At 61.1% G+C, this 23,207-nt stretch carries 27 protein-coding genes; 16 read left to right on the plus strand and 11 right to left on the minus strand.

What is annotated here, in order from left to right:
* Positions 1–30: 30 nt before the first annotated feature.
* The 3 genes from R2855_16360 to R2855_16370 are packed head-to-tail and all read right to left on the minus strand — an operon-like array spanning position 31 to position 1,695.
* The gene (locus tag R2855_16360; protein MEZ4532567.1) at positions 31–453 is read right to left on the minus strand and encodes a RidA family protein; all 423 of its coding nucleotides are present in this window, start codon (positions 451–453) and stop codon (positions 31–33) included.
* A 37-nt stretch (positions 454–490) separates the two neighbouring features.
* On the minus strand, positions 491–922 hold the full coding sequence (locus tag R2855_16365) for a Rid family hydrolase (protein MEZ4532568.1): 432 nt from the start codon (positions 920–922) through the stop codon (positions 491–493).
* Positions 919–1,695, minus strand: a complete 777-nt coding sequence (locus tag R2855_16370; protein ID MEZ4532569.1) for a VOC family protein — start codon at positions 1,693–1,695, stop codon at positions 919–921. The genes R2855_16365 and R2855_16370 overlap by 4 nt, the downstream gene beginning before the upstream one ends.
* A gap of 631 nt (positions 1,696–2,326) precedes the next feature.
* Here R2855_16370 and R2855_16375 point away from each other — a divergent pair.
* Positions 2,327–2,464, plus strand: a complete 138-nt coding sequence (locus tag R2855_16375; protein ID MEZ4532570.1) for a hypothetical protein — start codon at positions 2,327–2,329, stop codon at positions 2,462–2,464.
* A 383-nt stretch (positions 2,465–2,847) separates the two neighbouring features.
* Here R2855_16375 and R2855_16380 read toward each other — a convergent pair whose 3' ends face one another.
* Positions 2,848–3,189 carry a hypothetical protein gene (locus R2855_16380; GenBank protein ID MEZ4532571.1) on the minus strand — a complete coding sequence of 114 codons (342 nt, stop codon included), beginning with the start codon at positions 3,187–3,189 and terminating at the stop codon, positions 2,848–2,850.
* Positions 3,190–4,549: 1,360 nt separating this feature from the next.
* Here R2855_16380 and R2855_16385 point away from each other — a divergent pair.
* On the plus strand, positions 4,550–4,705 hold the full coding sequence (locus R2855_16385) for a hypothetical protein (protein MEZ4532572.1): 156 nt from the start codon (positions 4,550–4,552) through the stop codon (positions 4,703–4,705).
* 394 nt (positions 4,706–5,099) lie between these two features.
* The gene (locus R2855_16390) at positions 5,100–5,357 is read left to right on the plus strand and encodes a hypothetical protein (GenBank protein ID MEZ4532573.1); all 258 of its coding nucleotides are present in this window, start codon (positions 5,100–5,102) and stop codon (positions 5,355–5,357) included.
* Positions 5,358–5,589: 232 nt separating this feature from the next.
* Here the strand turns inward: R2855_16390 and R2855_16395 are convergent, their stop codons facing one another.
* Positions 5,590–5,802: a hypothetical protein gene (locus tag R2855_16395; protein ID MEZ4532574.1), complete on the minus strand. Its 213-nt coding sequence runs from the start codon at positions 5,800–5,802 to the stop codon at positions 5,590–5,592.
* A gap of 1,295 nt (positions 5,803–7,097) precedes the next feature.
* On the opposite strand from R2855_16395, the gene R2855_16400 reads away from it, so the two are divergent.
* The 6 genes from R2855_16400 to R2855_16425 all read left to right on the plus strand — a co-directional run bounded on the left by R2855_16400 (position 7,098) and on the right by R2855_16425 (position 9,277).
* Positions 7,098–7,238 (plus strand): hypothetical protein, encoded by a 141-nt coding sequence (locus R2855_16400; protein MEZ4532575.1) that lies wholly within the window; start codon positions 7,098–7,100, stop codon positions 7,236–7,238.
* 48 nt (positions 7,239–7,286) lie between these two features.
* Positions 7,287–7,481 (plus strand): hypothetical protein, encoded by a 195-nt coding sequence (locus R2855_16405; protein ID MEZ4532576.1) that lies wholly within the window; start codon positions 7,287–7,289, stop codon positions 7,479–7,481.
* A gap of 177 nt (positions 7,482–7,658) precedes the next feature.
* Positions 7,659–7,799: a hypothetical protein gene (locus tag R2855_16410; GenBank protein ID MEZ4532577.1), complete on the plus strand. Its 141-nt coding sequence runs from the start codon at positions 7,659–7,661 to the stop codon at positions 7,797–7,799.
* Between the two features lie 228 nt (positions 7,800–8,027).
* On the plus strand, positions 8,028–8,207 hold the full coding sequence (locus R2855_16415; GenBank protein MEZ4532578.1) for a hypothetical protein: 180 nt from the start codon (positions 8,028–8,030) through the stop codon (positions 8,205–8,207).
* Positions 8,208–8,280: 73 nt separating this feature from the next.
* Positions 8,281–8,748, plus strand: a complete 468-nt coding sequence (locus R2855_16420; protein MEZ4532579.1) for a hypothetical protein — start codon at positions 8,281–8,283, stop codon at positions 8,746–8,748.
* 349 nt (positions 8,749–9,097) lie between these two features.
* Positions 9,098–9,277 (plus strand): hypothetical protein, encoded by a 180-nt coding sequence (locus tag R2855_16425; GenBank protein ID MEZ4532580.1) that lies wholly within the window; start codon positions 9,098–9,100, stop codon positions 9,275–9,277.
* 61 nt (positions 9,278–9,338) lie between these two features.
* Here the strand turns inward: R2855_16425 and R2855_16430 are convergent, their stop codons facing one another.
* Positions 9,339–9,944, minus strand: coding sequence for a thiamine pyrophosphate-dependent enzyme (locus tag R2855_16430; protein MEZ4532581.1), 606 nt, complete (start codon positions 9,942–9,944; stop codon positions 9,339–9,341).
* A gap of 1,200 nt (positions 9,945–11,144) precedes the next feature.
* On the opposite strand from R2855_16430, the gene R2855_16435 reads away from it, so the two are divergent.
* Positions 11,145–11,561, plus strand: coding sequence for a hypothetical protein (locus R2855_16435; protein ID MEZ4532582.1), 417 nt, complete (start codon positions 11,145–11,147; stop codon positions 11,559–11,561).
* A 4-nt stretch (positions 11,562–11,565) separates the two neighbouring features.
* Here the strand turns inward: R2855_16435 and R2855_16440 are convergent, their stop codons facing one another.
* Complete coding sequence (locus tag R2855_16440) at positions 11,566–12,948, minus strand: MFS transporter (GenBank protein MEZ4532583.1); 1,383 nt, start codon at positions 12,946–12,948, stop codon at positions 11,566–11,568.
* An 831-nt stretch (positions 12,949–13,779) separates the two neighbouring features.
* Positions 13,780–14,031 (minus strand): hypothetical protein, encoded by a 252-nt coding sequence (locus tag R2855_16445; GenBank protein ID MEZ4532584.1) that lies wholly within the window; start codon positions 14,029–14,031, stop codon positions 13,780–13,782.
* A gap of 62 nt (positions 14,032–14,093) precedes the next feature.
* Between R2855_16445 and R2855_16450 the strand changes: the two genes are divergently transcribed.
* The 3 genes from R2855_16450 to R2855_16460 all read left to right on the plus strand — a co-directional run bounded on the left by R2855_16450 (position 14,094) and on the right by R2855_16460 (position 17,656).
* Positions 14,094–14,270 (plus strand): 2Fe-2S iron-sulfur cluster-binding protein, encoded by a 177-nt coding sequence (locus R2855_16450; protein ID MEZ4532585.1) that lies wholly within the window; start codon positions 14,094–14,096, stop codon positions 14,268–14,270.
* A 460-nt stretch (positions 14,271–14,730) separates the two neighbouring features.
* The gene (locus R2855_16455; protein MEZ4532586.1) at positions 14,731–16,743 is read left to right on the plus strand and encodes a molybdopterin cofactor-binding domain-containing protein; all 2,013 of its coding nucleotides are present in this window, start codon (positions 14,731–14,733) and stop codon (positions 16,741–16,743) included.
* Between the two features lie 61 nt (positions 16,744–16,804).
* Positions 16,805–17,656, plus strand: a complete 852-nt coding sequence (locus R2855_16460) for a xanthine dehydrogenase family protein subunit M (GenBank protein MEZ4532587.1) — start codon at positions 16,805–16,807, stop codon at positions 17,654–17,656.
* A 90-nt stretch (positions 17,657–17,746) separates the two neighbouring features.
* Here R2855_16460 and R2855_16465 read toward each other — a convergent pair whose 3' ends face one another.
* From R2855_16465 to R2855_16475, 3 genes are all read right to left on the minus strand, one after another.
* On the minus strand, positions 17,747–18,172 hold the full coding sequence (locus R2855_16465) for a VOC family protein (protein ID MEZ4532588.1): 426 nt from the start codon (positions 18,170–18,172) through the stop codon (positions 17,747–17,749).
* Between the two features lie 119 nt (positions 18,173–18,291).
* Positions 18,292–18,984, minus strand: a complete 693-nt coding sequence (locus R2855_16470) for a TetR/AcrR family transcriptional regulator (GenBank protein MEZ4532589.1) — start codon at positions 18,982–18,984, stop codon at positions 18,292–18,294.
* 116 nt (positions 18,985–19,100) lie between these two features.
* On the minus strand, positions 19,101–19,763 hold the full coding sequence (locus R2855_16475; protein ID MEZ4532590.1) for a glycerophosphodiester phosphodiesterase family protein: 663 nt from the start codon (positions 19,761–19,763) through the stop codon (positions 19,101–19,103).
* A gap of 88 nt (positions 19,764–19,851) precedes the next feature.
* Here R2855_16475 and R2855_16480 point away from each other — a divergent pair, with 88 nt between their 5' ends.
* The 3 genes from R2855_16480 to R2855_16490 all read left to right on the plus strand — a co-directional run bounded on the left by R2855_16480 (position 19,852) and on the right by R2855_16490 (position 23,153).
* A complete protein-coding gene (locus R2855_16480; protein MEZ4532591.1) occupies positions 19,852–20,214 on the plus strand; it encodes a MerR family transcriptional regulator in 363 nt (120 codons plus the stop codon).
* Positions 20,215–20,286: 72 nt separating this feature from the next.
* Positions 20,287–22,893 (plus strand): ATP-dependent chaperone ClpB, encoded by a 2,607-nt coding sequence (gene clpB / locus R2855_16485; protein MEZ4532592.1) that lies wholly within the window; start codon positions 20,287–20,289, stop codon positions 22,891–22,893.
* Positions 22,894–23,018: 125 nt separating this feature from the next.
* Positions 23,019–23,153 (plus strand): hypothetical protein, encoded by a 135-nt coding sequence (locus tag R2855_16490; protein ID MEZ4532593.1) that lies wholly within the window; start codon positions 23,019–23,021, stop codon positions 23,151–23,153.
* Positions 23,154–23,207 lie beyond the last annotated feature (54 nt).

Genomic DNA, 23,207 nt, shown 5'->3' on the forward strand with positions numbered 1-23,207 from the left:
GCTCCGTTCCTGGAGCCGGCGTTTCTTCTGTCATGCGTGGTGATGAGGCTCGTCGTCCGGGTTGGAGGCGGTGCCGCAGATTGCGTCGACCTCGATCTCGATGAGCATGTCAGGTGAGATCAGCGCCGCCACCGCCACAAGTGTGCCGGCAGGGCGGACAGCACCAAAGTACTCACCCAGAAGTGGAACGACCTTCGCGCTGTCGTCGATGTTGGTCAGGTAGACGCGATAGCGGACGACATCGCCGATCGAGGCTCCCGCTTCGTGCAGGGCGTTCACGATCGTCGACATTGTTTGCCGAGTCTGCGCGATGACATCGCCCGGTCCGACCAACTTCCCATCCTTCATGGCGGTCGTTCCCGCCACGTAGAGATGCTCGCCGACGCGAACGGCGCGTGAATAACCGCCCTTTGCTTCCCAGGGTCCCCCGGACGAGATCAATTGGCGTTTCATGGTTTCTCCATTCCAGCTGCGACGTTTTGTATCGGGCTCATGCCGATCGAGACTGGCTCTCGGAAGGGATCCCGCTCCCGATGATTGCGTCGACATCGATTTCGATTCTCAGATCGGGATGAATCAGCCCCGCCACTGCCACCAGGGTGCCGGCTGGCCGTATGGCGCCAAAGGACGGCGCGAGTTCCTCACGCACCGCGGAGAGATCTGCCATGTCGGTGAGATAGATGCGATAGCGAACGATATCGTTCATCTTCGCCCCCGCGCGTTCGAGAGCGGCTTCGATGTTGGAGAGCACCTGTCGCGTCTGGGCGCGCACATCGTCCTTGCCGATCACCTGTCCGTCCAGCAGAGAAATCATGCCGGAGACAAAGACACTCGTCCCGACGCGAACCGCCGGGGAATAGTTTCCCGCGGGTGGCCCAAACGAAATCAACTGACGTGGAGCCTCGTTTCCGTCGTTTGTCATGATCGGTCGGTGCTTTCGCTTGTGGCGAGCTCGAGCTCCCACTGGACCCCGTAGGGCCGCTTGGCATAGTCGAAGAGATAGTCGGCATAGCGCGCTCGCTCCGGATCGGTGATGCCGCGATCGGCCTCCTTGACCTCGGAGAACTGGAACATGAACGTCACGTCGCCGTTGCGGTAGAAGAAGTAGAGGCTCCAACGCTCGTCCCGTTCCAGCATGGTGAAATCGCTGATGAGCCGGTCCCGGTTGCGTTGCAGGTGCGCGTACGCCGCGGCCAGGTCGTCGACGACAAAGCCGAGGTGGTGCCAGCGTGAGGCTCCGCCGGTCGAGAGTGGTCCGCCTTCACCTGTGTCGAAGAGCATGATGGTCGTGGGTCCAGTGGTGAGCACCGTCAGATGGGGATCGTCGCGCATGACCCGCATCTGAACGACATCGCGCAGGAAGTCGCGCGCGCCGGGCCGATCCTCGACAGAAATCGCCAGATGATCGAATCCAATGTTGCGCCAGGATCCGTCCGCCTCAGGGATCGGTTCGGCAAAGGTGACGATCCGGTCGATGTGAAGATGATCCGCCAAATCGCCGAGGAAGTTGTCGGGATAGAGCTCGCGTCCGTCTTCGCTGCGAAAAACGAGCCGGTGCCCTGCAGTGAACTGGGTCGGCAACGCTGCATGGAACGCCTCATGGATGATGGCGCCGCGTCGAGCGGTGAGTGGATACTCTGTCCCGTTCAAGAGAAAAACGATGTCGATCTGCTGATCCGGATTGATAGGGGGCATGTGCTCGCTCCGTAGAGGAAACGGTCCGGATTCGGAACCACCGGCTAGCTCCAAGCGTACACTCATGCGAAACGGAGCGGATGAGCCGTTCCGACGATGGGGCATGCCCAATTCAGGAACAACAACGCCATGAATCGATTGTCACCCAACTCTGAGCCAGCTCCTCGATTTCGAGGCGCCATGGCCGGCAGGGTGTTGCTTGCTTGCCTGGTGCTCGGTGCGTTTCTCGCGGCATTCTGACTGCCGAAGCCGTCGGGACGCGCGTGGCCACCGCTTCGACCTCGATCGCCGACCAGCCCGACTTTTCGACGCTGCAAACGGTCTGGGATCTCATTCACGAGGAGTTCGTCGATCGAAAAGATCGACGATCAAAGCTGCTCCTCTATGGCGCCATGCGCAGGATGGTCGACAGTCTCGGAAGGAGATGCCGGGCATTCGAGCTTCCTCGATCCAGCCGAAGCAGAAATTGTTTCGCGCCGCACTCGAGGAGAGCTCATCGGCCTGGGGATCAGCATCGAATACCGCAATCGGGAACCGGTGAATCGTCAGCGCCGATCAAAGATTCCCCGGCAGAAAAGGCCGGCATCCGCGGGCGACATCATCACGTCGAGATCGACGGTCAAAGCCGACCTTGGGCGCGGCCGATGCGGTATCGCTCCATCTGCGCGGAGAGGAGGGAACGCCAGTCACGCTGACGGTCGATCGGGCGACCTCCGCGGAGCTGATCGAGATTACGGTGATGCGTGGGCGGGTCGATCTCGATCGATGACCTGGGCGTATCTGCCAGACGGGCTCGCGATCGTGCAACTGCATGAGTTTTCAGCCGGCTCGGCCAGGCGGTCAAAGCGTTGCAAGAGATAACTGCCAGTGGCGAAGTCACGGGCATAGTGCTCGACCTGCGGAACATTAACCCGGGCGGATATCCTGCCCGAAGCCATCACTGTCGCGAGCGGTTCTGCCCGAGGGCAAGACGATCTATCTCCAACAGGAACGGGGTGGACAGGGATGAGCTATCGCCACCATTGGCAACGATGGTACCGCGCTGGATGTGCCGCTGGTGGTGCTCGTGAATCGGGCTTCCGCCTCCGCGGCCGAGATCGTTACCGGCGCGCTGCGAGACAATGGCCGCGCGCTTGTGATCGGCGAACGGACCTATGGAACCGGCACCGTCGTTTCGACGTTCGACTGCAGGGCGGATCGGCGCTGGCGCTCGGTACATCCTTCTGGAAGACGCCCGATGGCGATCTGGCCTGGAAGGTCGGACTGGAGCTGGATATCGAGGTTCGGCAAGCGGACGATCTGGGAATCATCGATATCATCGATGGTCAGGCGCTCCGACACCCAGCTCGTCGCCGCGCAGGACAGGCCCGCTCCAGGCCAGCGGTCGAGACGCTCCACGACGATATCGCCGCGGCGGCGCAGGTCACGGGGAGTGGCCTCCGGGAAAGATCGAAGAGGAGGTCGCCGCGCATCCCGCGTCTTTGGGTTCTGCATGGTATCGTTGCGCCGGTTCGCTCAGACGTCGCTGACCGTTCCCGAGCCTCAACGAGCCGCACGATGTTGCTTCAAGGGGGCAGCGACCACGATATTCTCTGTCGAAAGTTGGCCCGCAACCGGCGGCTCGCGCATGGATATCGTTGCGCGGCGCTTTCAGAATTCCTGGTCGTCGGCGCTGTCGGGCTGGGCGTGAATCAAGGGATGCTCTTTCTCCTGCACAGGGGATCGGCTCACATCTCGTCGTCTCCTCGACCATCGCCATCTTCATTTCGATGATCGTTACGTTCATGCTCAACGAGCATTGGACGTGGCACGACCGCGGCAGCGGGCCAACCTGTATCGGATGCTGAAGTACTTCCCCATCAATCTCGTTGGGCTGGTGATCAACGTGGTCATCCTCAAGACGTTGAGTGGCGGAGACCGGAATGAACTATCTGATCGCCAACTTGTTCGGCGGGCGCCGCGGTTTGGAACTTCATTCTCAACAATCACTTCCGTGGGGAGAAAACGGTGTAACACCGATACACCTCGAAGTGCAGATGCGTGCGAATGGCCCGTGGTGGTATACCCTTATGTGCTGCTCTTCGAACGAGACGATTGAGCGGCCTGCCAGTGCCGGCAGCGTTGAGCCGCACGAATGCGTCTCCCCATCGACGATTCAACCTGTACCCTTTCGGAGGAATGTGACCGAATGCAGTTTCGAGTAACGGGCACAGCGGCAGGGTGACCGAGCCGCGCGACACCAGAACCGGTCCCGGCGGACTCTGCTCGGCATACGTGCTTTCGAAAGCCGGCGTCAAGGCGACCATCGTCGGCGGGCGCCGTTCGTGGGCGAACAGCACGCCATCAAGCGGGACACCGAGTACGGCGAATTCAAGTTCGACATCGGTGGGCATCGCTGGTTTACCAGAACGACCGCCTGAACGATCTCTTCAAGGAAGTGATCGGCGAGGTACTCTGGGTCAACCGCATTGGCCAGGATCTATTTCGATGGCAAGTACGTCGACTATCCCCTCAAGATCAGCAACGCGCTCAAAGCCATCGGTCCGGTGACAGCTGCTCAGGCAATGGCCGATTACGGCCGCACCCGGGCGCAGAAGAAGGTGCACGTCCGACACCGGTCGAATCGATGGAAGACCTCTATCGGTAGTTCGGTCCGACGCTCTACAAACTCTTCTTCAAGAACTACTCGGAAAAAGGTCTGGGTCTACCGTGTGACCAGATGAGTGGCGACTGGGTGACGCACCGAAGGGGATGTCGATCGTCACGGCGGTCAAAGACCGTCGTCCGTCAAGGGCGCAGTCGTTCCTGATCGATGAGTTCATGTACGTATGGATTCGGACGCCTTTCCGAACGCATGACCGACAAGATCGAAGCCATGGGCAACCAGGTGCGGCTTGGTGCTGGCGTCACCAGGTGCATCGTGACCAAGCTCAACGTTACAGGAGTGACGGTCGAAACCGAGAATGGCGAGGAGCGCCTGGAAGCGACGGTATTTCGTCCATTCCGCTGACGGTGCTCGCCGAGATCGTCGATCCTCCCGCGCCGGCCGACGTGTTGGCTGCAGCCGATTCGCTCACGTTCACCAACATCATCACCCGTCAATGTGATGCTCAAGCGCAAACAGGTGACCCCTGATACCTGGCTCTATGTGCCACGACAAGCGCATCCTCTTTGGTCACTTCCATGAGCCGAAGAACTGGAGCCCCTACATGGTCCCCGGCGACGATTTCACGTCGCTGGTGATCGAATACTTCTGTTCCTTTGGCGACCATATCTGGGGAGACGACCGAAGAAAGGCTGGTCGAGAGCAGCGGTCGATCATCTGGTGAACGACCTCAAGTTCATCGACCGATCCGAAGTGATCAGCGGATTCCTATCCGCGCGCCCCGAGGCCTCCCTCGTACGTGATGGGCTACGAGAAGCCGCTGAACAAGATCAAGGCATTCATCGACAGTCTCGAGAATTTGCAGATCATCGGTCGTTACGGAACCTTCCGTTACAGCAACACCGATCACTCGATCGAAACCGGATTGCTGGCTGCCGAGAACATCCTTGGTGAACGGCACGATCTCGATCAGGTCAATGCCGACCAGGAATATCACGAGATCAAGCAAGTCGAAAAACTCCAGCGGCCGCCGGAAGCTAGCGGTGGATGCCGCTGAGCGGCCCTTCCAGCCCGAATCACGAGAACACCCCGACGGCGGTCGAAGCCACGTCGGGGCGCTATCCCGGAGCGAGCGCCACCAGTTCCCCAGCACCACGGTCGGGCGATTCCTGCTCATTCTTTTTCATTGTTTTCGTCGCCAAGCGAATCTGACGGTCCTCGTCTTTCCGCCGTTGAAGCGACGAGGTTGCGCATTCCAACTACCTGCAGACGGTCGTAACCGAGCAGCGTCACTTGAGCTCTTCCGCTGCCCGACGAACGACGGAAAAGACTGCCTCGACAGTTTCGAGCGCCTGACAGATACCGAGTTCGCTGCCTGGCAGGGAGATATCCCTGACTACTACTATCGTTACTGCCAGTTCATCCTCGACTGGAGTCCCTGCGAGCCAGACAATCCCCCGCTGGCTGAACGATCCGTTCCGGGCAGCAAGCTGGGGGTTCATTTGGCCAGTTTCCCGCCGGCACACAGTACGTCGCCAACCACCCTCCGCTCTACCTGCTGCTCGCGCCCGTGGCAAGGCGGGAGAATCGCTTTCACCCGAGTCTCTCCAGTATGTGCTCCGCGCCATGGCGATCCTGTTCGGTTTGGCGGTCATCTTGCCTGGCATTTCTGACGACGCGCCAGCTTTTTCCCGAACGACCGTTTTCCTGTTGATCACCGTGCCGGCGTTCGTTGCCCCTTCCAACCGCAGGTCTCGTATGAGAGCGCGATGGTGAACAACGATATCGCCGGGATCGCGTTCGTCAGCCTGGTGATCTACCTGCTCGCGTGGACTGCGGAGCGGGTTCGACTTCGTCACGTGTGCCTGGTTGGGGCTGCGCTTGGCCTGGCCATGTTGGCGAAGAGCGTTCGCTCTTCATCATTCCCGCGATCGCGATGGCGATCATCTTCGGGTGCGGTTGGCGCAACTGGCGTGGCTGGGTCCCAAGAGGAGTCGTAACGGCCGGTGTTGGCGGCGTGCTTTGTGCTGGTACGTGTGGTTCTACCGAACCTACGGCAACCTGGACGCGTTCGAGCAGATCCGCACGCTGCAATCGCCCTGGAACAAGCCGGGAGAACCTTTACCGAGCTCTTGTTCAACCGCGGATTTGTCTGGATGCGTTGGCGGAGACCTGGGGCGAGTTCGGTTGGCGCAGGATTCATCTCGACAGCAGTTTTCTCTGGTTGATCGCCGTTCCGATCGTCGCTGTGGCTGTCGGGCTCGGCATCTATGCTTTGCTTGCGACAATGCGGCATTACTCCCAGACGATGCGAGCGGACCGCTTGGTTTCGAACCACCCGACCGAGCGCAGGCAATCGGTTGGGGTTCTCTGCTTTCGGTCGTTACTGCCTATCTTGCGTCATTCAGTTCGGCACCCAGTTCCTCGCTGACGCAAGCCCGCTATTTCTTGATCGTGAATGCATTCGCACTTCTCGTGCTGCTCGGGCTTCGGACGCTGATTCCGCGATTCGGCCTATCAGGCGCGGACTGGTCGTTTTCGGACTGGTCTTCATGAATCTCATCATCTGCGCGGTACGTTATCCCGTACTGGCATATCAGATGAACTGACGTGCTGCCGATGGATCGACGGTCTGCCACTCGCCATGCTGTTGTCGCCAGAGTGCTCGTCTGGGGCGCCCTGAGCGCCGCGCTGCTCGGATATCTCCGATGGGGGGTGAGCCCACGGCTGTCACCAGCTACTACTTCATCGTGCGGTCGGTGCCCGGAGATCGCAGAGGTCCCGCTTCTACGAGGGTTTGCCGGAGATCGGCAATGCGCGCCTGCTCGATGCCGTCTACTGGATCTGCATTGGAGCGTCAATCGCCAGATTGCTGGCGCTGCTGTGGTTTGCTCTCGATCAGAGGATGGTGAACCCGAGCGAGGCGATCGAGCGATGAACTCCATTCCGAGTCCGAGGATTCGGTTTCGGCGTTCACGCGCGATCGATGCTTTTCTGGCTCGTTTTTCTTGCGATCCTTGCGCTCTGGGTTTTCCACCGGCTGGGCGCATTCGATCTCTGGAATCAGATTCCGCTTCCGGACGGCACGACCGAACGCTTTGTGCGTACCTTTGGGGCGGCGGATCACCCGTTTCACGCCACAAAGGGCCGAGCTGTTGCGCCGCTCCCTGGCAAGCGGTGAGGTGATGCGCTGAGTTTCAGCGCATCAAGGCAACTACCCGGTCGAGTTCTACCCGCTCGGAGCGCCCGCATTCGAAGTGCTGATCTGGGCGGCGATGCTCGGAACGCTCCCGATGATGGCAGCCCACAAGATCGCCGTTATCGTGATCTTTTTCTCCTGCCGGCCCTTGGATACCTGTTGCTGGCACGGGAGGACCGCATTCCGCTTGGTGTTGGCGTGCTCGCGCTGGTGTTCCACATTTCGGTGCGCGGCTATTGGTGGTCGGGCGGCTACTGGGGCTCGTCGATTGGGGGCTCGTCAGCAGCAGTCTGGCGATGACCGCGCTGCTTGCGTTCCTGCCAATCTCGTTTCACGCGGTACAGGTGCGCTCGATCCGCTGGGGCGCCTGCGCGTCGTTGTGGCGTTCGCGAGTCTTGTACGAGCGTTGCGCAGTCGTTCGACTCCTGGCCACGCGATCGCCGTGGGACGATCGCATCGCTCTGTTGGGAGTCAGATCGGCGCGAGCATCTTCGGGGAAAGGTCACGGCCGCGGCGGCAATCGTTGTCATGGCAGGGCTGCTGGCGGCGCCGCTCCTCGCATTGGCTCGGTACAACGATCTGTATTTCTTCGTCGTCTACGAGAGATACGACTCGCTGAGGGAGTACTGGGACGCATCGATGACGGCGGTCTCGCACTTGATCCTTTGGCTCGGGCTCTCGGACTGGCGCTTGCCTTCATACGCCTGAATTGCGAGCTGGGCGCTTCGTTGCGTTCACCACAATCACTTATTTCGCAGTAACCATTCTCCTCGCTGGACTCATGCCTGGTCCCCATTATCGAACAGCTCAAGCCACGCGGCTCATGCCGTTCCAGCGTGCCCTCACGTTCTTTCTTGCGGCGCTCGCGGTCTATGTGACGCTGGCCCTTCTGGCGGATCTGATCAAGCGGTACCGTCTGACGATCGTCAATCTGGGGCTCGTTGCGGGGACTCTGCTCACGCTCCTGCTGTATATCTTTGTCGACAGCTCTCCTGTTCCGGAAAGCGACCGAGCCCTCTATCCGGTTCTGAACACTGGCGACTCCTACATGGACCAACAGCACGCCGTCGAACTGGCCAACGAACGAGACAGGCAGGAACCGCCATTCTGGTGCTCGGCAGGCTCGGCAGCATTCTCTCCTGCTTTGCGATCAGTTCTGGTCGATCGAGTGGAGCGAGAACGTTTCCTTCTATTTCGACGATTGGCTCTGGTACTGGCGGAAGGACCTTGCCGGGGAGTACAACCCTGAACGTCGTGACACGTCTATCCCGATCCGGCAACCGCACTCGATCGAATTTCTCTCTGGCCAGGGGATTGGCGCCGTTGCTTCGTCTTTGGACGAGCGCTCGATGCGGCGCGCAGCTCGACGGCGCTGGAGTCGATTTCGGACTCCAGCACCTATAGCGTCTTTCTCTGTGCGCGAACCGACCCCGTCATTACGGCCGACGGCGCCGAGAAGGCGACCGAGATCGACCTGAAGATCAGCGCTACTCCGCGACGGTGCAGCAAATCGACGACGTTCGAGATTCGACCCAACTGGTTCCCTCGCTGGACCGCAACGGTCGACGGCCAGCCGGCCGACATCCACAAACGGATTCATGACGGTCACCGCGTCACAGGCCAGGCACAGAGTCGAGCTGGTCTATGGTGTGGACGGTTGGGATTGGCTTGGCCGCATCCTGCTGCTGGCTGGAATGGCGAGCGCCGCGGTCGCAATCATTGCAGCCGCCGCGGCGCGTCGAGGGCGTTTCCTGAAGATCGAATCGTCCGGGAACTAGACCCAGGGCGCGATCGGAACATCGATGATGGTCGGCAATTCCTGTCGAAGGCACGCGAGCTTCACCTCGCGCTCGGAAAGCTCTGCGGGGAGTTGCCCGCACCCCTGGGACACCGCCATATCCGCGAAGGTTCACGTAGTCGGATTGGCGGATCGACTGCCATGTAGCGGCCGTCGCGCTCATCACTTCTGCCTGGCTGCTGGTAGGTCGAATCGTTGAAGATCACGATTGGCAGACCCAGGCGTTCCTGTACCGCGCAACCGAGGTCGCCCATGGTGTACTGGAACCCGCCGTCGCCAACCACCGCGACCACTGCTGCATCGGGGCGACCCGATTTTTCGCGCCAATGGCGGCTGGCACCGCAAACAGCGTGCCAAATCCACTCGGGAAGAGAACGTGCGTGGCTCGTAGACCGGACCGCACGCGACATAACTCTCATCGTCATGTCAATGCTGAAACCACTCACGTCAGAGATCGCGCGGCACAGCACATCGATGCCCAATCCCTCCGCTCCGCGAACCACGCTGGCGGCCGCTTTGCGGACCGCCTGAACCTCGCGTATCTGGTCACACCAGCCAACTCGACCGTGTCCGAAAGTGCTGTCACCAGCCGTTCGCTGATCAGCGCGGCGTCCCCGAGGAGGGAGTGGATGAGCGTTGAGATGCATCTCGCGTGGATCGTGTCGATGCGAATCCCAGCGTTTCCGGCAATGACATCTGGAACATCTGGGTCGCCTGAGCGCCCAGTTTCGAGCCGATCACGATCACTGCGTCGGCCTGCTTGAAGTGAGTCATCGACGACGTTGCCGGCCACGGCGCCGAGCGGGAGGATGATCCTCGGGATCGCGCCCTTCCCCATGATCGGAAGTCAGCACCGGCGCTTTGAGCCGTTCCGCCAACTGGAGAACGTGCGCCGCCGGCAGCTCCGCCTCCGGCATAGATCAGCGGGCGCCTGGCATCCGCCAGCAACGCGGCTTCACCACTTCGATCTTTTCATCTTTCCTCGTCCGGTTCAGACACGATGATGAACAGTTCGCGCGGCGCAGTTGCTCCAGGTCGCCCTCCGATCCAGCACGTCGAGCGGTATTTCGACATGCACCGGCAGCGGGCGACCTGTCTCGAGCCGGTCGAAGTGCTTCCTCCATGACGGACGGCATCGTCGACGTTGGTGATGCGCGCATTCCATTTGGTGACCGCCTTCATCACGGCCATCTGATCGATCGTGCAGATTGCCGCGCATGTCATCGAGGTACGGGCTTTCGACTGCATTCGACGAGATGACCAGCAGCGGGCTCGAGTCCGTGTACGCCTCCCCAACCGCCGTGGCGATGTTCGTGACGCCTGGTCCCGTAATGACATTTTGGCGGCGGCGACGCCCGGCTGCCCGTCGCCCGAAGCATGGCCATCGGCCATGAACCCGACACCTTGCTCGTGCCGAGCCAACTGCAGTAACGAAGTGAGGTCGCCAAGCGCATCGTAGAGCGCGAGTGTGCACCCCGGGGATACCAAAAACCGTATCCGATGCCGTGCGCTTCGAGGCGCGGCAACCACCATTGCGCCCGTGGCGGCCGCAGGTGAATAAGGGGTTCTGCTGAACCGCTACCATGAATGCTTTCTCTCGGTCCCATGGATGAGCCAAAACCCCGGATGCGGGACCGACCGACCGGAATCACTCCAGCTAGCCGCCAATTTTACGGGAAGCGCAGCAATTGGTTTGCTATGCTTTCCGACAAGAGTGATCGCTTGTCTGATTCGAGTCGAGCGACATCGTTGACGTTTGCCACCTAAACCCAAATCCGGACGGAGACTTTCGTTCCCCTGCGGTTTCCCGGCGGGTCGCTGATCCGGCGCTGCCTGATCGGCGGCTCATGGGTCTCGCCGATTCCGGCGGCTCCAGCGCGCTGATCGGGTCCAGCTGGAGCGACATCGTTTCTGACCATATCGGATCGCTGATTGGCGCCGAGGTTGGCATTCCCGGTGATGAGCCGTATCGGGTGGAGCAGGTCATTCTGACCGGACGCGATGCCGCATGTCGCATACGCAGCGTCAAAGCGCTCAGTTGCAAAAACCTGATTTTGTGCTGCTCGGTCGTCGCGGCGACGACCTCATCATGCAGGCCGCCGACGCGCGAAGTTCTCGATCGAGACAGCGCGCAGCAAGCAGGTGAGTGTCGAGATGCTGACGCCCTGGCCAGCGTTGGTCCTGCGTATACCGATCACCTGGGTGAATGGCGCGCCAACGGAGTCATCGTGCCGGGCTTGTTCTTGCGCCGCAGAGCGCGATGACCACCTACGTCCTGTCCGGTGGGCGCGGCATCACGCGCGCCACTGTCAAGCCGCAGGAGGTGATCTTGCCGAGGCAACGGCAGACGAGCTGACCGGACGGATACCAGGCGGTGCGGCGCGCGCACGTATGGCAGCAATCGATGGACTCGAGGATCGTGCCGCCAGCGACCTTCTCGTCGGCCCATGCCTCGCCCTCGAGTGCTGCCGGTGCGAGCTGGTTCGATATGCACCGACCACTTTTTGGTCCAACCACCCGCTCCGGGACCGGATTTCTCCGCAGTCGACCAGGAGATCGCGCGTGGCGCGCATCAGCAAGCCGGACAGCCGTCGACCTGGTCACGCGCTGGTCTGCGGATGCCGAACAGGTGCGCGCCGATCGAGGGCGTGCTTCATCAAGCGGCCAGCCTGCCACTGCCAAACCGCGTTTTGCGTGAATGGGTACTCGCGGATGCCGCCGCTGCTGGAATCTCCGCCCTCGTTGAACCGGGTGCGCAAGTCGCTGCAGCACTGGGTACAGGAGGTGATTTCGACATTGGCCCGATTCAGCCTGGCAACGGCAACATCGACCGGCAAGCCGCACAGATTCGCGCCATCGTTGCTGATTCAGCATCGCTGGCTCGAACGGAGACTGCGCTGACCGTTCTCCAGCTTGGCAGCGCCTCAGATCTCCCGACCTGTTTGTCGAACAGGTAGAGGGCGACCAGTAGCGCGTTCCCGAGCATCGCGGCCCTGCGATGGTCGTCGAGATCCCGAGTACTGAGGCGATTGCGCCGATCGCGATCGAACCAATGGGCGTAAAACCCCAGGTCAACATGTAGATCGACATCACTCGACCGCGCACATCGTCCGAAATGCGGCTTTGCAACGCTGCATTCACGGAGCTCACATAGGCGGAACCGAGGAAACCTGCCGCGACGAGCAAGACAACGGCTACCAGCAGGTTGGGCGAGAACGCGAACGCGGCAATGATGAAGCCATAGGCGATGGCGGCGACGACGAATCCCCGTCCGGTCGGCTGTTGCTTGCGTGAGGCGACGTAGATCGATCCGATCACCGCGCCGCCGCCAGATGATGCCATCAACACCCCCAGTCCTTCAGGACCGATATCGAGCACGTCCCGCGCGAAGACCGACAGAACGACAACAGGGAAGACCAACAGGATCGTGATCGAAATGAGGGTCATGATCGCGCGAAGATCGCGCCGGCCCCAGACGATGCGGCTGCCGTCGAACACCGACCCCAACGAGGTGACCGCGTTCCTGGCCGCCATCTCCGGGAATCGGGTGGTGAGCAAATACGACCAGCGCAACGACCAATGCATTCGGCAGAAGAAGGCGGCTCCCGTGCCAGCGAACCCGATGATCGCGCCCGCCACTGACGGACCCACTACACGTCATGTTCTGCCCGGCGCCTACGAGGGCGATGCCGTTCGTGAGCTGCTCCCCGAGAAACGAGCGATGGAACGATTGCTTGCTGCGCGGGATTCATGATTGCCTGCAGTGAGCCATTGATGAACGCGAACAACAGCAGGCAAGCAGGCCACGACGTAGCCAGTCACGACATCGATCGAGGAGCACCGCGCAGATCGATGCAGCCGCCTGGCAGGCGATGAGCACCTTGCGCCGATCGAACCGGTCGAGCAGCAATCCGCTTACCGAAACGAAGAGAAAGTGGACCCGGGCTGCGAACGCAACCAAACCGACGAACGAAGAACGATTGGAGAGGTCGAGCGCCAGCCAGCCGATGGCGGTCGACTGCATCCACTGCCGAGCGTTGTCGACACCAAGGTCGACATCCACAGCCGGCGAAACGCCGGATTGGAGACGGCAGGACAGTGAACGTGCCTTCGCCTGGCGACGGAGCGGAACCGGTCGGTCTCTACCTGATCGGTCGATGCCACCTCGCCTTCGTCGCCGTAGGATGCCATTGCGGCGCGCTCCTTAAGCCGCGGATTGGGCGGCTTTCCAGTACAGGGCACGATCATGAACTCAGGCGATCCGCCCGGATACCGCGCGGCAACTGGGCGGGATATACCGCCATCACTTCACGATGCCGCTGCCACGCGCGAAGTTCGCTTCGCAGGTGGCGTACGCGGGACGAATCCGCGGCACGCGCGACGACGATCGGTCGAGTCGAGCAGTGGCACCGGCGATGACCGTACAGGGAACACCGACGATGACGGAGTCTCGGTGATTTCGAAAGGAGCAGTTCACCAATGTCAACGGCGGTAGCGCAAAGCGTCGTTCCGGTTGATATCACCGTCAACGGCGTCGAACACCACGCCGAGGTCGAGCCGCGGCAGCTGCTCGTGCATTTCCTTCTGCGAGAACCTGGCGCTGACCGGCGCAACCCACGTCGTAGTGTGCGTGACACCAGTTCCTGCGGTGCGTGCACCATACTCCGTCGATGGCAAGGCGGTCAAGAGCTGCACGGTCCTCACCGTCCAGGCCGACGGCGCATCGATTACCACGATCGAAGGTCTCGGCACTGAGGACAACCTGCATCCGGTGCAGGAAGGCTTCGGGAGGAGGCATGGCTCTGCAGTGCGGCTACTGCACACCGGGCATGATCATGGCCGCCTCCGCCTTTCTGGAGACCGATCCGATCCGACCGAAGAAGAGATTCGGCACGCGCTCGAGGGAAACCTCTGCCGCTGCACCGTACCAGAACATCGTCAAAGCCATCCAGTACGCTGCCAAGAAGGGCTAGGTTGCCCGCATCGACCGAACGGGTGCGCGGAGCCGCCGGCGTAGGTGGCAGACCGTGCATGGTCACGTGACAAGGAGGTTCAGCGATGGCTGTTTCCATCGACGCGCCCGAGCGGATGGTCGGGAAAGGCGATCAAGCGGCGCGAGGATCCACGTTCCTATCACCGGGCAGCGGCAGTTCATCGAATGATCTGCGCATGCCGGGTTTGTTGCATATCGGCCTGGTGCGTTCACCTCGCGCACGCGAAGATCAGGAGCATCGATCTCGCCCCCGGCATTGGCGATGCCCGGCGTTGTGGCGGCGTTCACTGGCGAAGATTTCATGGATCTCAATCCGCTTCCGGCAGCCTGGCAAGCGGGTGGAGTGACAAATCATGCGGTAATTCCCCGCGTCCTGGCGGTCAACGAAGTCCATCTCGCGGCGATCCGGTGGCTGTGGCCGTCGCGGAGAGCCAATATCTGTGCGCGACGCCGCGCAAGCGGTCGTGGTCGAGTACGAAGAGCTGCCCGTGGTCGTCGATGCCAAGAAAGCGACGGAAGCGGGCGCGCCACAGCTGCATGAGGAAGCCCCCAACAACATCGTGCTGGAGTGGTCCTGCGGCAAGGACGCTGATGTCGTCGATGCGGCGCTGGCGGATTCGGATGTCACAGCCAGCTTGCACATCGTCAATCAGCGTCTGATCCCGAACCCGATGGAGCCGCGTGGTTCCATCGCCCGGTACGATCCGGGGACGGGCGACTATACCCTCTGGATTACGTCCCAGGCGCCGCATGTCATGCGGTTGCTCATCGCGGCCTTTGTGCTGGGCATCCCCGAGCAGAAAATCCGCACGATCTCGCCCGACATTGGCGGCGGATTTGGCGCGAAGATCTTTTGCTACTACGACATGCCGCTCACCATGGCGATCTCGAAGAAACTGGGCGGACGGCCGGTCAAGTTCTTCGAAGACCGGATGGAGAACTATGTCTCGACCACCCATGGCCGCGACCACATTTCCGATGTGGAGGTTGGCGCAAGCAAGGATGGCTCGATCAAGGCGCTGAAGGTGAAGACGTGGGCGAATATCGGCGCCTACTTCTCCACGATCGCCGCGGGAATCCCGACCACCCTCTACGGACGGATGATCGCGGGGTGCTACAAGATTCCGAACATTCGGGTCGATGTCGTTGCCGCGTACACCAACACCGCGCTGGTGGACGCCTACCGAGGCGCCGGCCGCCCGGAAGCGGCTTACCTGATCGAACGTGTCTGTGATGCTGTTGCCGCCGCAACCGGAGTCGATCCGGCCGAAGTGCGACGCAAGAACTTCATCCAGCCGGAAGACTTCCCCTATGACACCGGCGTCGGCATGTTGCCGTACGACTCGGGCAACTATGAGCGCGCACTCGACAAAGCGCTCGAACTCGTAGGGTACAAGGACCTGCGCGCGGAGCAGAAACGGCGCATCGAGGCAGGCGAGAAGAAGGTGCTTGGCATCGGCCTCTCGTCCTACGTCGAGGTCTGCGGAGTCGCTCCCTCGAAATGGATTGGTCTGGGCGGTGAAGGTTGGGGCGCTGGCTTGTGGGAGAGCGCCAACATCCGCGTTCAGCTGACGGGGAAGACGGTGGTCACCACCGGCTCACTGCCGCATGGGCAAGGCCACGAGACAACGTTTGCTCAGCTCGTTTCCGACAAGCTGGGGATCCCCTATGACGATGTCCAGATCAAGCACTCCGACTCGCTCGGCACGCCGTTCGGCTTCGGGACGTACGGCAGCCGGTCGCTCACGGTCGGCGGAACGGCGATCTACAAGTCGACCGACAAGGTGATCAACAAGGTCAAGAAGCTCGGCGCTCACATGCTGGAAGCATCCGAAGCCGATGTCGAGTTCGAGAACGGAAAGGTCTTCGTCAAGGGTTCTCCGGAAGCGGCGAAATCGATCCAGGAAGTCGCCGCCGCGGCGCACCTTGGGTATGACCTTCCCGAGGGGATGGAACCGTTCCTCGATGAAACGACCTATTACGATCCGCCCAACTGCACATTCCCATTCGGCACGCATGTGTGCGTGGTCGAGGTCGATACCGAGTCCGGCGAACTGGACGTCCTTCGATACCTGGCGGTGGACGATGTCGGAAATGTCATCAATCCGCTGATCGTCGGCGGTCAGATTCATGGCGGTATCGCCCAGGGTCTGGCGCAGGCGTTGTACGAGGGCGCGTACTACAACGAGGACGGACAGTTGCTGACCGGCTCGCTCTCCGATTACGCGGTCCCCAAGGCGAGCCAGGTTCCCTGGTACGACCTCGACAGCACCGTGACGCCCAGTCCGGTTAACCCAATGGGCTCCAAGGGCGCCGGCGAGGCCGGTACCATCGCATCGACACCGGCAGTTGGAAACGCCGTGGTCGACGCGGTGCGCCATCTTGGTGTCGACAACATTCAGATGCCGATGACCCCGGAACGGATCTGGGAGTCGATCAACGCGGCTCGTTAGGAACGCACTGAACGCGGCGGCAGGACCCGCGGTCTCTGAAGTAGGAAAGGTGAGCGCAAAGGTGTACCCACAGCAATTCGAGTACGTTCGTCCGACGAGCGTCGATGAAGCGATCAGCATTTTGGCGTCGAACCCGGACGCCAAGGTGTTGGCTGGCGGTCATTCGTTGATTCCGGCGATGAAGCTCCGCCTGGCGGCGCCCGGCACGATCGTCGATATCGGCCGGATCAAGGGTCTCTCTGGTATCAAAGATGGGAAGGGCGTCAAGATCGGCGCGACCACCACGTATGCGAGCGTGGTCGATTCCGACAAGTTCGGCGATTTCCCGGTTGTCGTGGATGCCACCAAGCAGGTCGGCGACCCGTCGGTGCGAAATCGGGGCACAGTTGGCGGCTCGATGGCGCACAACGACCCTGCGGCCGACCTTACTGCCGTGATGCTCGCCCTGAATGCATCCGTCACGGTCAAGGGAACCGGTGGTGAGCGAGACATCGCGCTCGACGACCTTTTCGTCGGGCTGTTGACCACCTCGCTGACCGAGGACGAGATCTTGACCAGCGTCAACATCCCGAGTGACTTCGCGGGCGCCAGGCAGGCTTACGTGAAGCACGCGCACCCGGCCTCGGGTTACGCCGTTGTTGGCGTGGCTGTAGCGGTCAAGGAAAAGGACGGAAAGGTCGAGTCCGCGCGGATCGCGGTGACCGGCGCTCCCGAACACGCCAAGCGCGCTACTTCGGCTGAAGCCGCTCTGGTCGGCAAGAAACTGGATGCCGACAGCATCGCCGCTGCCGCAGCGCTTGCCGCCGACGATCTCGGCGAGCTGAACAGCGATGTCTACGCCTCGGCCGAGTATCGCGCCCATCTGGTGCGCGTCCTGACCAAGCGCGCGCTGACCAAGGCTGCAGGTCTGTAGAAGCAATTCTGAACAACGAAAAGCGGGCAGATGGCGTTTTCCATCTGCCCGTTTTCTGTTTCGACGAACTGACCGATCAGCTCGTTGTGCCTACTGCTGATGGTTGCCCGCTGCCACATCGAGCACCCACGTTACGCCAAACCGGTCGGTCAGCATGCCGTAGAGGGGCGCCCACCCGGAGGGTGCAAGGTGCTGAACCACCGTCGCGCCCGGGAGCAGGCCGTTCCAGGCTGCCGTAATCTCCTCCATGCTCGCGCCACGCAGCGAAACGAAGAACGACCGCTCACCCTGGTCGTAAGAGAGTGCTCCCGGAACGTCGTACGCCATAACGTGCACGCCGTTCGAGGCGCGTACCTCGCCCCACAGAACGAGATCGGCTTCGGCCGTGTTTTGCGTGCTCGATGCCTGTTCGTACGTCACGGCAACTGCCTGACCATCGAATGCGGTGGCATAAAAGTCGAGCGCTTCGCGTGCGTTTCCACGGAAGTTGAGATGAACGGTAGTTTCGATTCCCATGGATGTCTCCTTTTTGGGCGCAACCAATCAGAACCCTGGTTCTGATCGGCCAACGTGGATCAAGCGATTTGGACTCGAAGGTGAACTCGATGAAGTGAGCGAAAAAGCTCGACGGCCCCCTACCCCTCCTTGCGCGCGTGGCCGTCATCAGAAGGTGTCTGCCGCACATCGAGCGCCGGCAAGAGCACGCTATCGACGATAGACGTAAGGAACTCGAAGTCGAACGGGAGGCGTTGCACAAGCGACCGATATGCAGCCAACGACGGAGTGACGAGCGAAAGCGTTTCGATGTCCGCGTCCGGACGAATCTCTCCACGCTCGATACCGCGTTGCATGATGATGCGATGGGCGTTCGCCCAGGGACCGACAACTGCGGCATGGACTTCGCTTGCCACCGATGCGTCGCTGGCGAGTAAACCAGCAAGCCCGGCCATGATCGAAAGCGTTCGCTCGGTTTCTTCCATCGACTGCGGTCGGTACAACGCGAGCAAGTCGCCGCGCAGAGAACCTGTCTGAGGAGGGTGCGCGAGATCGACCCGCATGACCTTCATCCTGCCGACGGCATCGATGATGAGCTCGTCCTTCGAACGCCACCGGCGGTACAAAGTCCCTTTGCCCGCATGCGCCCGCGCGGCCACCATATTCATGGTCAGGTTGCCATAGCCCACTTCGCTCAGTACATCGAGCGCTGCATCCAGAATCGCCGCATCGCGGCTCCGATCGCGTTTGCGCCCAGGTCGCGCCGATACGGCCGAATTGGAGCCGTCTATCGGTGTCGAACTGTCGATTGCTGAGGTCGCATTCAGTTCCATGCGGATTACGATACCGCATAGTATCGGAACTGGCAAGTTCCGTATCCGGATGAGACTGCCAGGTGGCCCCGTGACGATCGCTGTAGAACCGGCACGACTCTGGTTCGGGCGACGGACTAGTGGACCTCGAGCGGATCGTCGGTGCAGATTGCCACGACGCCAAGCTCACGAAGCCGGTCGGCCTCTTGCTGGCTATTGACCGTCCACGCCATGACGTCGAGACCCGCGTCCGATGCAAGCTCCATGGCCGATTTCGACACCGCAGAGTGGTGAACCGCCAGGACGGTGGCCCCTAGCTCCTGGGCCACGGCGATGGCGTCTGCTGACACCGTGGGCGTCAGGACCCAAAGCTCAAACTTGGGCGCCAGAGCGCGCACGTTCGCCAGCACCTCCCAATCGAACGAAGAGATTGCCGCCCGGGTGTTCGGAGAGGCGGCCAGCACGTCCAGCACGCCCTGCTCGCAGTTCTTTCCCTTGATCTCGATGTCGAAGTGCAATCGCCCATCGGCCAAATCGACCACTTCTTCGAACGTTGGCACGTACTGTCCGTTCCCGGCATCGAGCTCGCGCAGTTCGGCCACAGACCGCTCCGTGACCGAACCAGTGCCATTTGTGGTGCGCTCCAGTCGATCGTCGTGAATAACCACTGGCGCACCATCTGCGGAACGGTGAATATCGAGCTCGACCCCGTAGACACCGGCGTCGATCGCCGCCTGAAACGCTTCGATCGTGTTCTCCGGATGCCGTGCGGAAACTCCCCGGTGAGCATAGATTTTCATGTCAGCAGTCCCTTCCAAATCGACGCAACATTGACATGAACTGTATCAACCTTTATCATTCCTTCTGGTAAATAGGAATGGAGGAGCGATGCCAGCCCGCGTCAATGAACCTGTCTTTGTGATCAGCGTGGCGGCGCGTCTCGTAGAGATGCATCCGCAAACGTTGCGCAAGTATGAGCGCGAGGGGCTGGTGGCACCATCGCGCACGGTGACGAACCTGCGGCTGTATTCCGACCAGGACATCGAACGGTTGCGACAGGTCAAGCATCTCGTCGAGGATCGGGGGCTGAATCTGGCCGGTGTGCAGTTGGCGCTCGAGGTGACGCGAGACCTGCGGGCAGTGCGCGATCGGGTCGATCGGCTCTCCGAACGAGATGTTGGCGGTCAGTTGGGTGAGGTCAGTGACCTGCTCACCGACCTTCTTGGCCGACTTGGTTACCAGGGCGACTAATCCAGAAGACATGATCGAGAACGTCGCCGAGAGGCGGCGTTCTCTTGACAAGGAAGTGGGAAGAACAACGATATGAGTATCAATCAGGGATTCACCGAGAAAGCACAGCAAGCGCTGGGCTCCGCGCAACAGCGGACCCGCGAGCTTCGGATCGCGCAGCTGGAGCCTGTGACCGTGCTCCAGGCGTTGCTGAACCAATCGGACGGCGTCGTACCGCAGGTCATTCTGAAAATGGGGCTCGATCCCCGCGCGCTGGCGATGGCGGTCGACCAGGCGGTCGATGCGCTTCCAAAATTGCAGCACAGCGCCGAGGCCCGGCTCTCCAACGCAACGGCGAAGCTGCTCGAGGATGCCAATCGAATCGCTGGCCAGTTTGGTGATGAATACACGAGCACCGAGCATTTCCTGCTCGCCATGCTCGACAACAAGAGTTCCGATGTTGCCCGTCTGCTCGAGCGAAACGGCGTCACCGAGGACAAAGTTCGAGAAGCACTCAAAGAGGTCCGCGGCGGACAACGGGTGACCGATGCCAACCCGGAAGGCAAGTATCAGTCACTCGAGAAGTACGGTCAGGACCTGACCAAGCTGGCCGAGCAAGGCAAGCTCGACCCGGTCATTGGCCGCGACGAAGAGATTCGCCGTGTGATTCAGGTGCTCTCCCGCCGCACCAAGAACAATCCGGTGTTGATTGGCGAACCGGGCGTTGGCAAGACGGCCATCGTCGAAGGTCTGGCGCAGCGCATTGTGCGTGGCGATGTTCCGGAGGGACTCAAGGATAAGCGGGTCATTGCGCTCGACATGGGCGCGTTGGTCGCCGGGGCGAAGTATCGCGGCGAGTTCGAGGAGCGCCTGAAGGCAGTCCTCAAGGAGGTCAGCCAGGCAGAAGGGCAGATCATCCTCTTCATCGACGAGCTGCACACGGTCATCGGTGCAGGCGCATCGGAAGGCTCGATGGATGCCGCCAATCTCCTCAAACCGATGCTGGCGCGCGGCGAGCTGAGCGCCATCGGCGCGACCACGCTCGACGAGTACCGCAAGTACATCGAGAAAGACGCTGCGCTGGAACGGCGCTTCCAGCCGGTCTATGTCGGCGAGCCGTCGGTGGAGGACACCATTTCGATTCTGCGCGGTCTGCGGGAACGCTATGAGGTCCATCACCAGGTGAAGATTCTCGACTCGGCGCTGGTGTCGGCTGCGGTGTTGTCGAACCGCTTCATCTCCGACCGGTTCCTGCCCGACAAGGCGATCGATCTTGTCGACGAAGCTGCCTCTCGCTTGCGGATGGAGATCACGTCCATGCCGGTAGAGCTGGATGAGATCGAACGCCGGATCATGCAACTCGAGATCGAGCGCGAAGCGCTGAAGAAGGAGAAGGACGATGCGACCAAACAGCGCCTGACGGCGCTGGAGGGCGAGCTCGCCAGTCTGCAAGAAGAGCGCGATGCGTTGCGGTCGAAGTGGGATCAGGAGCGCGAGGCACTTGCCAGCATTTCTGACCTGCGAAACCAGCTCGACCAGACACGGGTCGAGATCGAGCAAGCGCAGCGTGAATACGATCTCAATCGGGCCGCGCAACTGCAATACGGCAAGATGGTCGAGATCCAGGAGCAGATTCGGAAAGCCGAGGCCGATCTCGAGCGACTTCAGTCGAGCGGTAAGCTGCTCAAGGAAGAAGTGGACGCAGAGGACATCGCCGATGTCGTCAGCCGCTGGACTGGCATCCCCGCGAACCGCCTGATGGAAGGCGAAATCGAGAAGTTGCTCCATTTGGAGGATCGTCTGCACGAACGGGTAGTCGGGCAAGATGAAGCGGTCGATGCGGTGGCGTCAGCCATCCGGCGATCCCGGGCGGGGCTTTCCGATCCAAACAAGCCGATCGGCAGCTTTCTCTTTCTGGGACCCACGGGCGTCGGCAAGACCGAGCTGGCGCGCGCCCTGGCCGAGGTGCTTTTCGACGATGAGCAGGCGCTCACCCGGATCGACATGTCGGAGTACATGGAGAAACACTCCGTCAGCCGGCTGATCGGCGCCCCTCCGGGCTACGTGGGTTACGACGAGGGTGGTCAGCTCACCGAGGCGGTGCGTCGTCGACCGTTCAGCGTGATCCTGCTCGACGAGATCGAGAAAGCGCACCCGGATGTCTTCAATGTGCTCCTGCAGCTTCTGGATGATGGCCGCCTGACGGATGGTCAAGGGCGGACTGTCGATTTCAAGAACACGATCATCATCATGACGTCGAACCTGGGTTCGCAGTACATCACCTCGCTCGTCGGCAACGAAGACGAGATGCGCGCCAAGATCATGGAAGTGCTGCAAGCGTCATTCCGCCCCGAGCTGCTGAACCGCATCGATGAGATCGTGATCTTCAAGCCGCTGAGCCGCAAGCAGTTGGCCGAGGTGGTCGAGATTCAGCTCCGAAGCGTGGCCAATCGGCTCGCCGAACGGCAGATCGAGCTCAAGATGACCGACAGCGCGCGTGAGCTGCTGGCGAACAAGGGCTATGACCCGGTGTATGGGGCACGTCCCCTGAAACGGGTGATCCAAAAAGAGGTCCTCGACCCGCTCTCGATCAAGGTCATCAAAGGCGAGGTCCGCGACGGAGAGACCGTGACCGTCGATAACGATGGCGGTCATCTCACCTTCAAAGCGAGCCTCAGCGAAGCGCCGGTTCTGGCGTAATCAACGAGCACGTCGAGACGGCCCAGGCAGAATCACGCCTGGGCCGTTTTCTCTTGCCGCCGTCGTGAGCGCCGGCCGCCCTATACTTGCGGCAGAAGTACCGTCGTAGCGATGGATAGGGAACGATGGATATCCTCAAGGGCATTCTCACGTTTGTCATCATGATCGGGGCGATCCTCGTGATCATCGGTTTGCTCGCGGCCATGTTCATGATCATTTTCAGCATCGCCACCGGTGTCGACGAGAAGATGCAAGACTGAGCTCGCTGTTCGCCTACCTCAGGACACTGACCAGACCACCTTCCAGGGAGATTC

The sequence above is a fragment of the Thermomicrobiales bacterium genome (assembly GCA_041390825.1).
Classification (GTDB): Bacteria; Chloroflexota; Chloroflexia; order Thermomicrobiales; family UBA6265; genus JAMLHN01.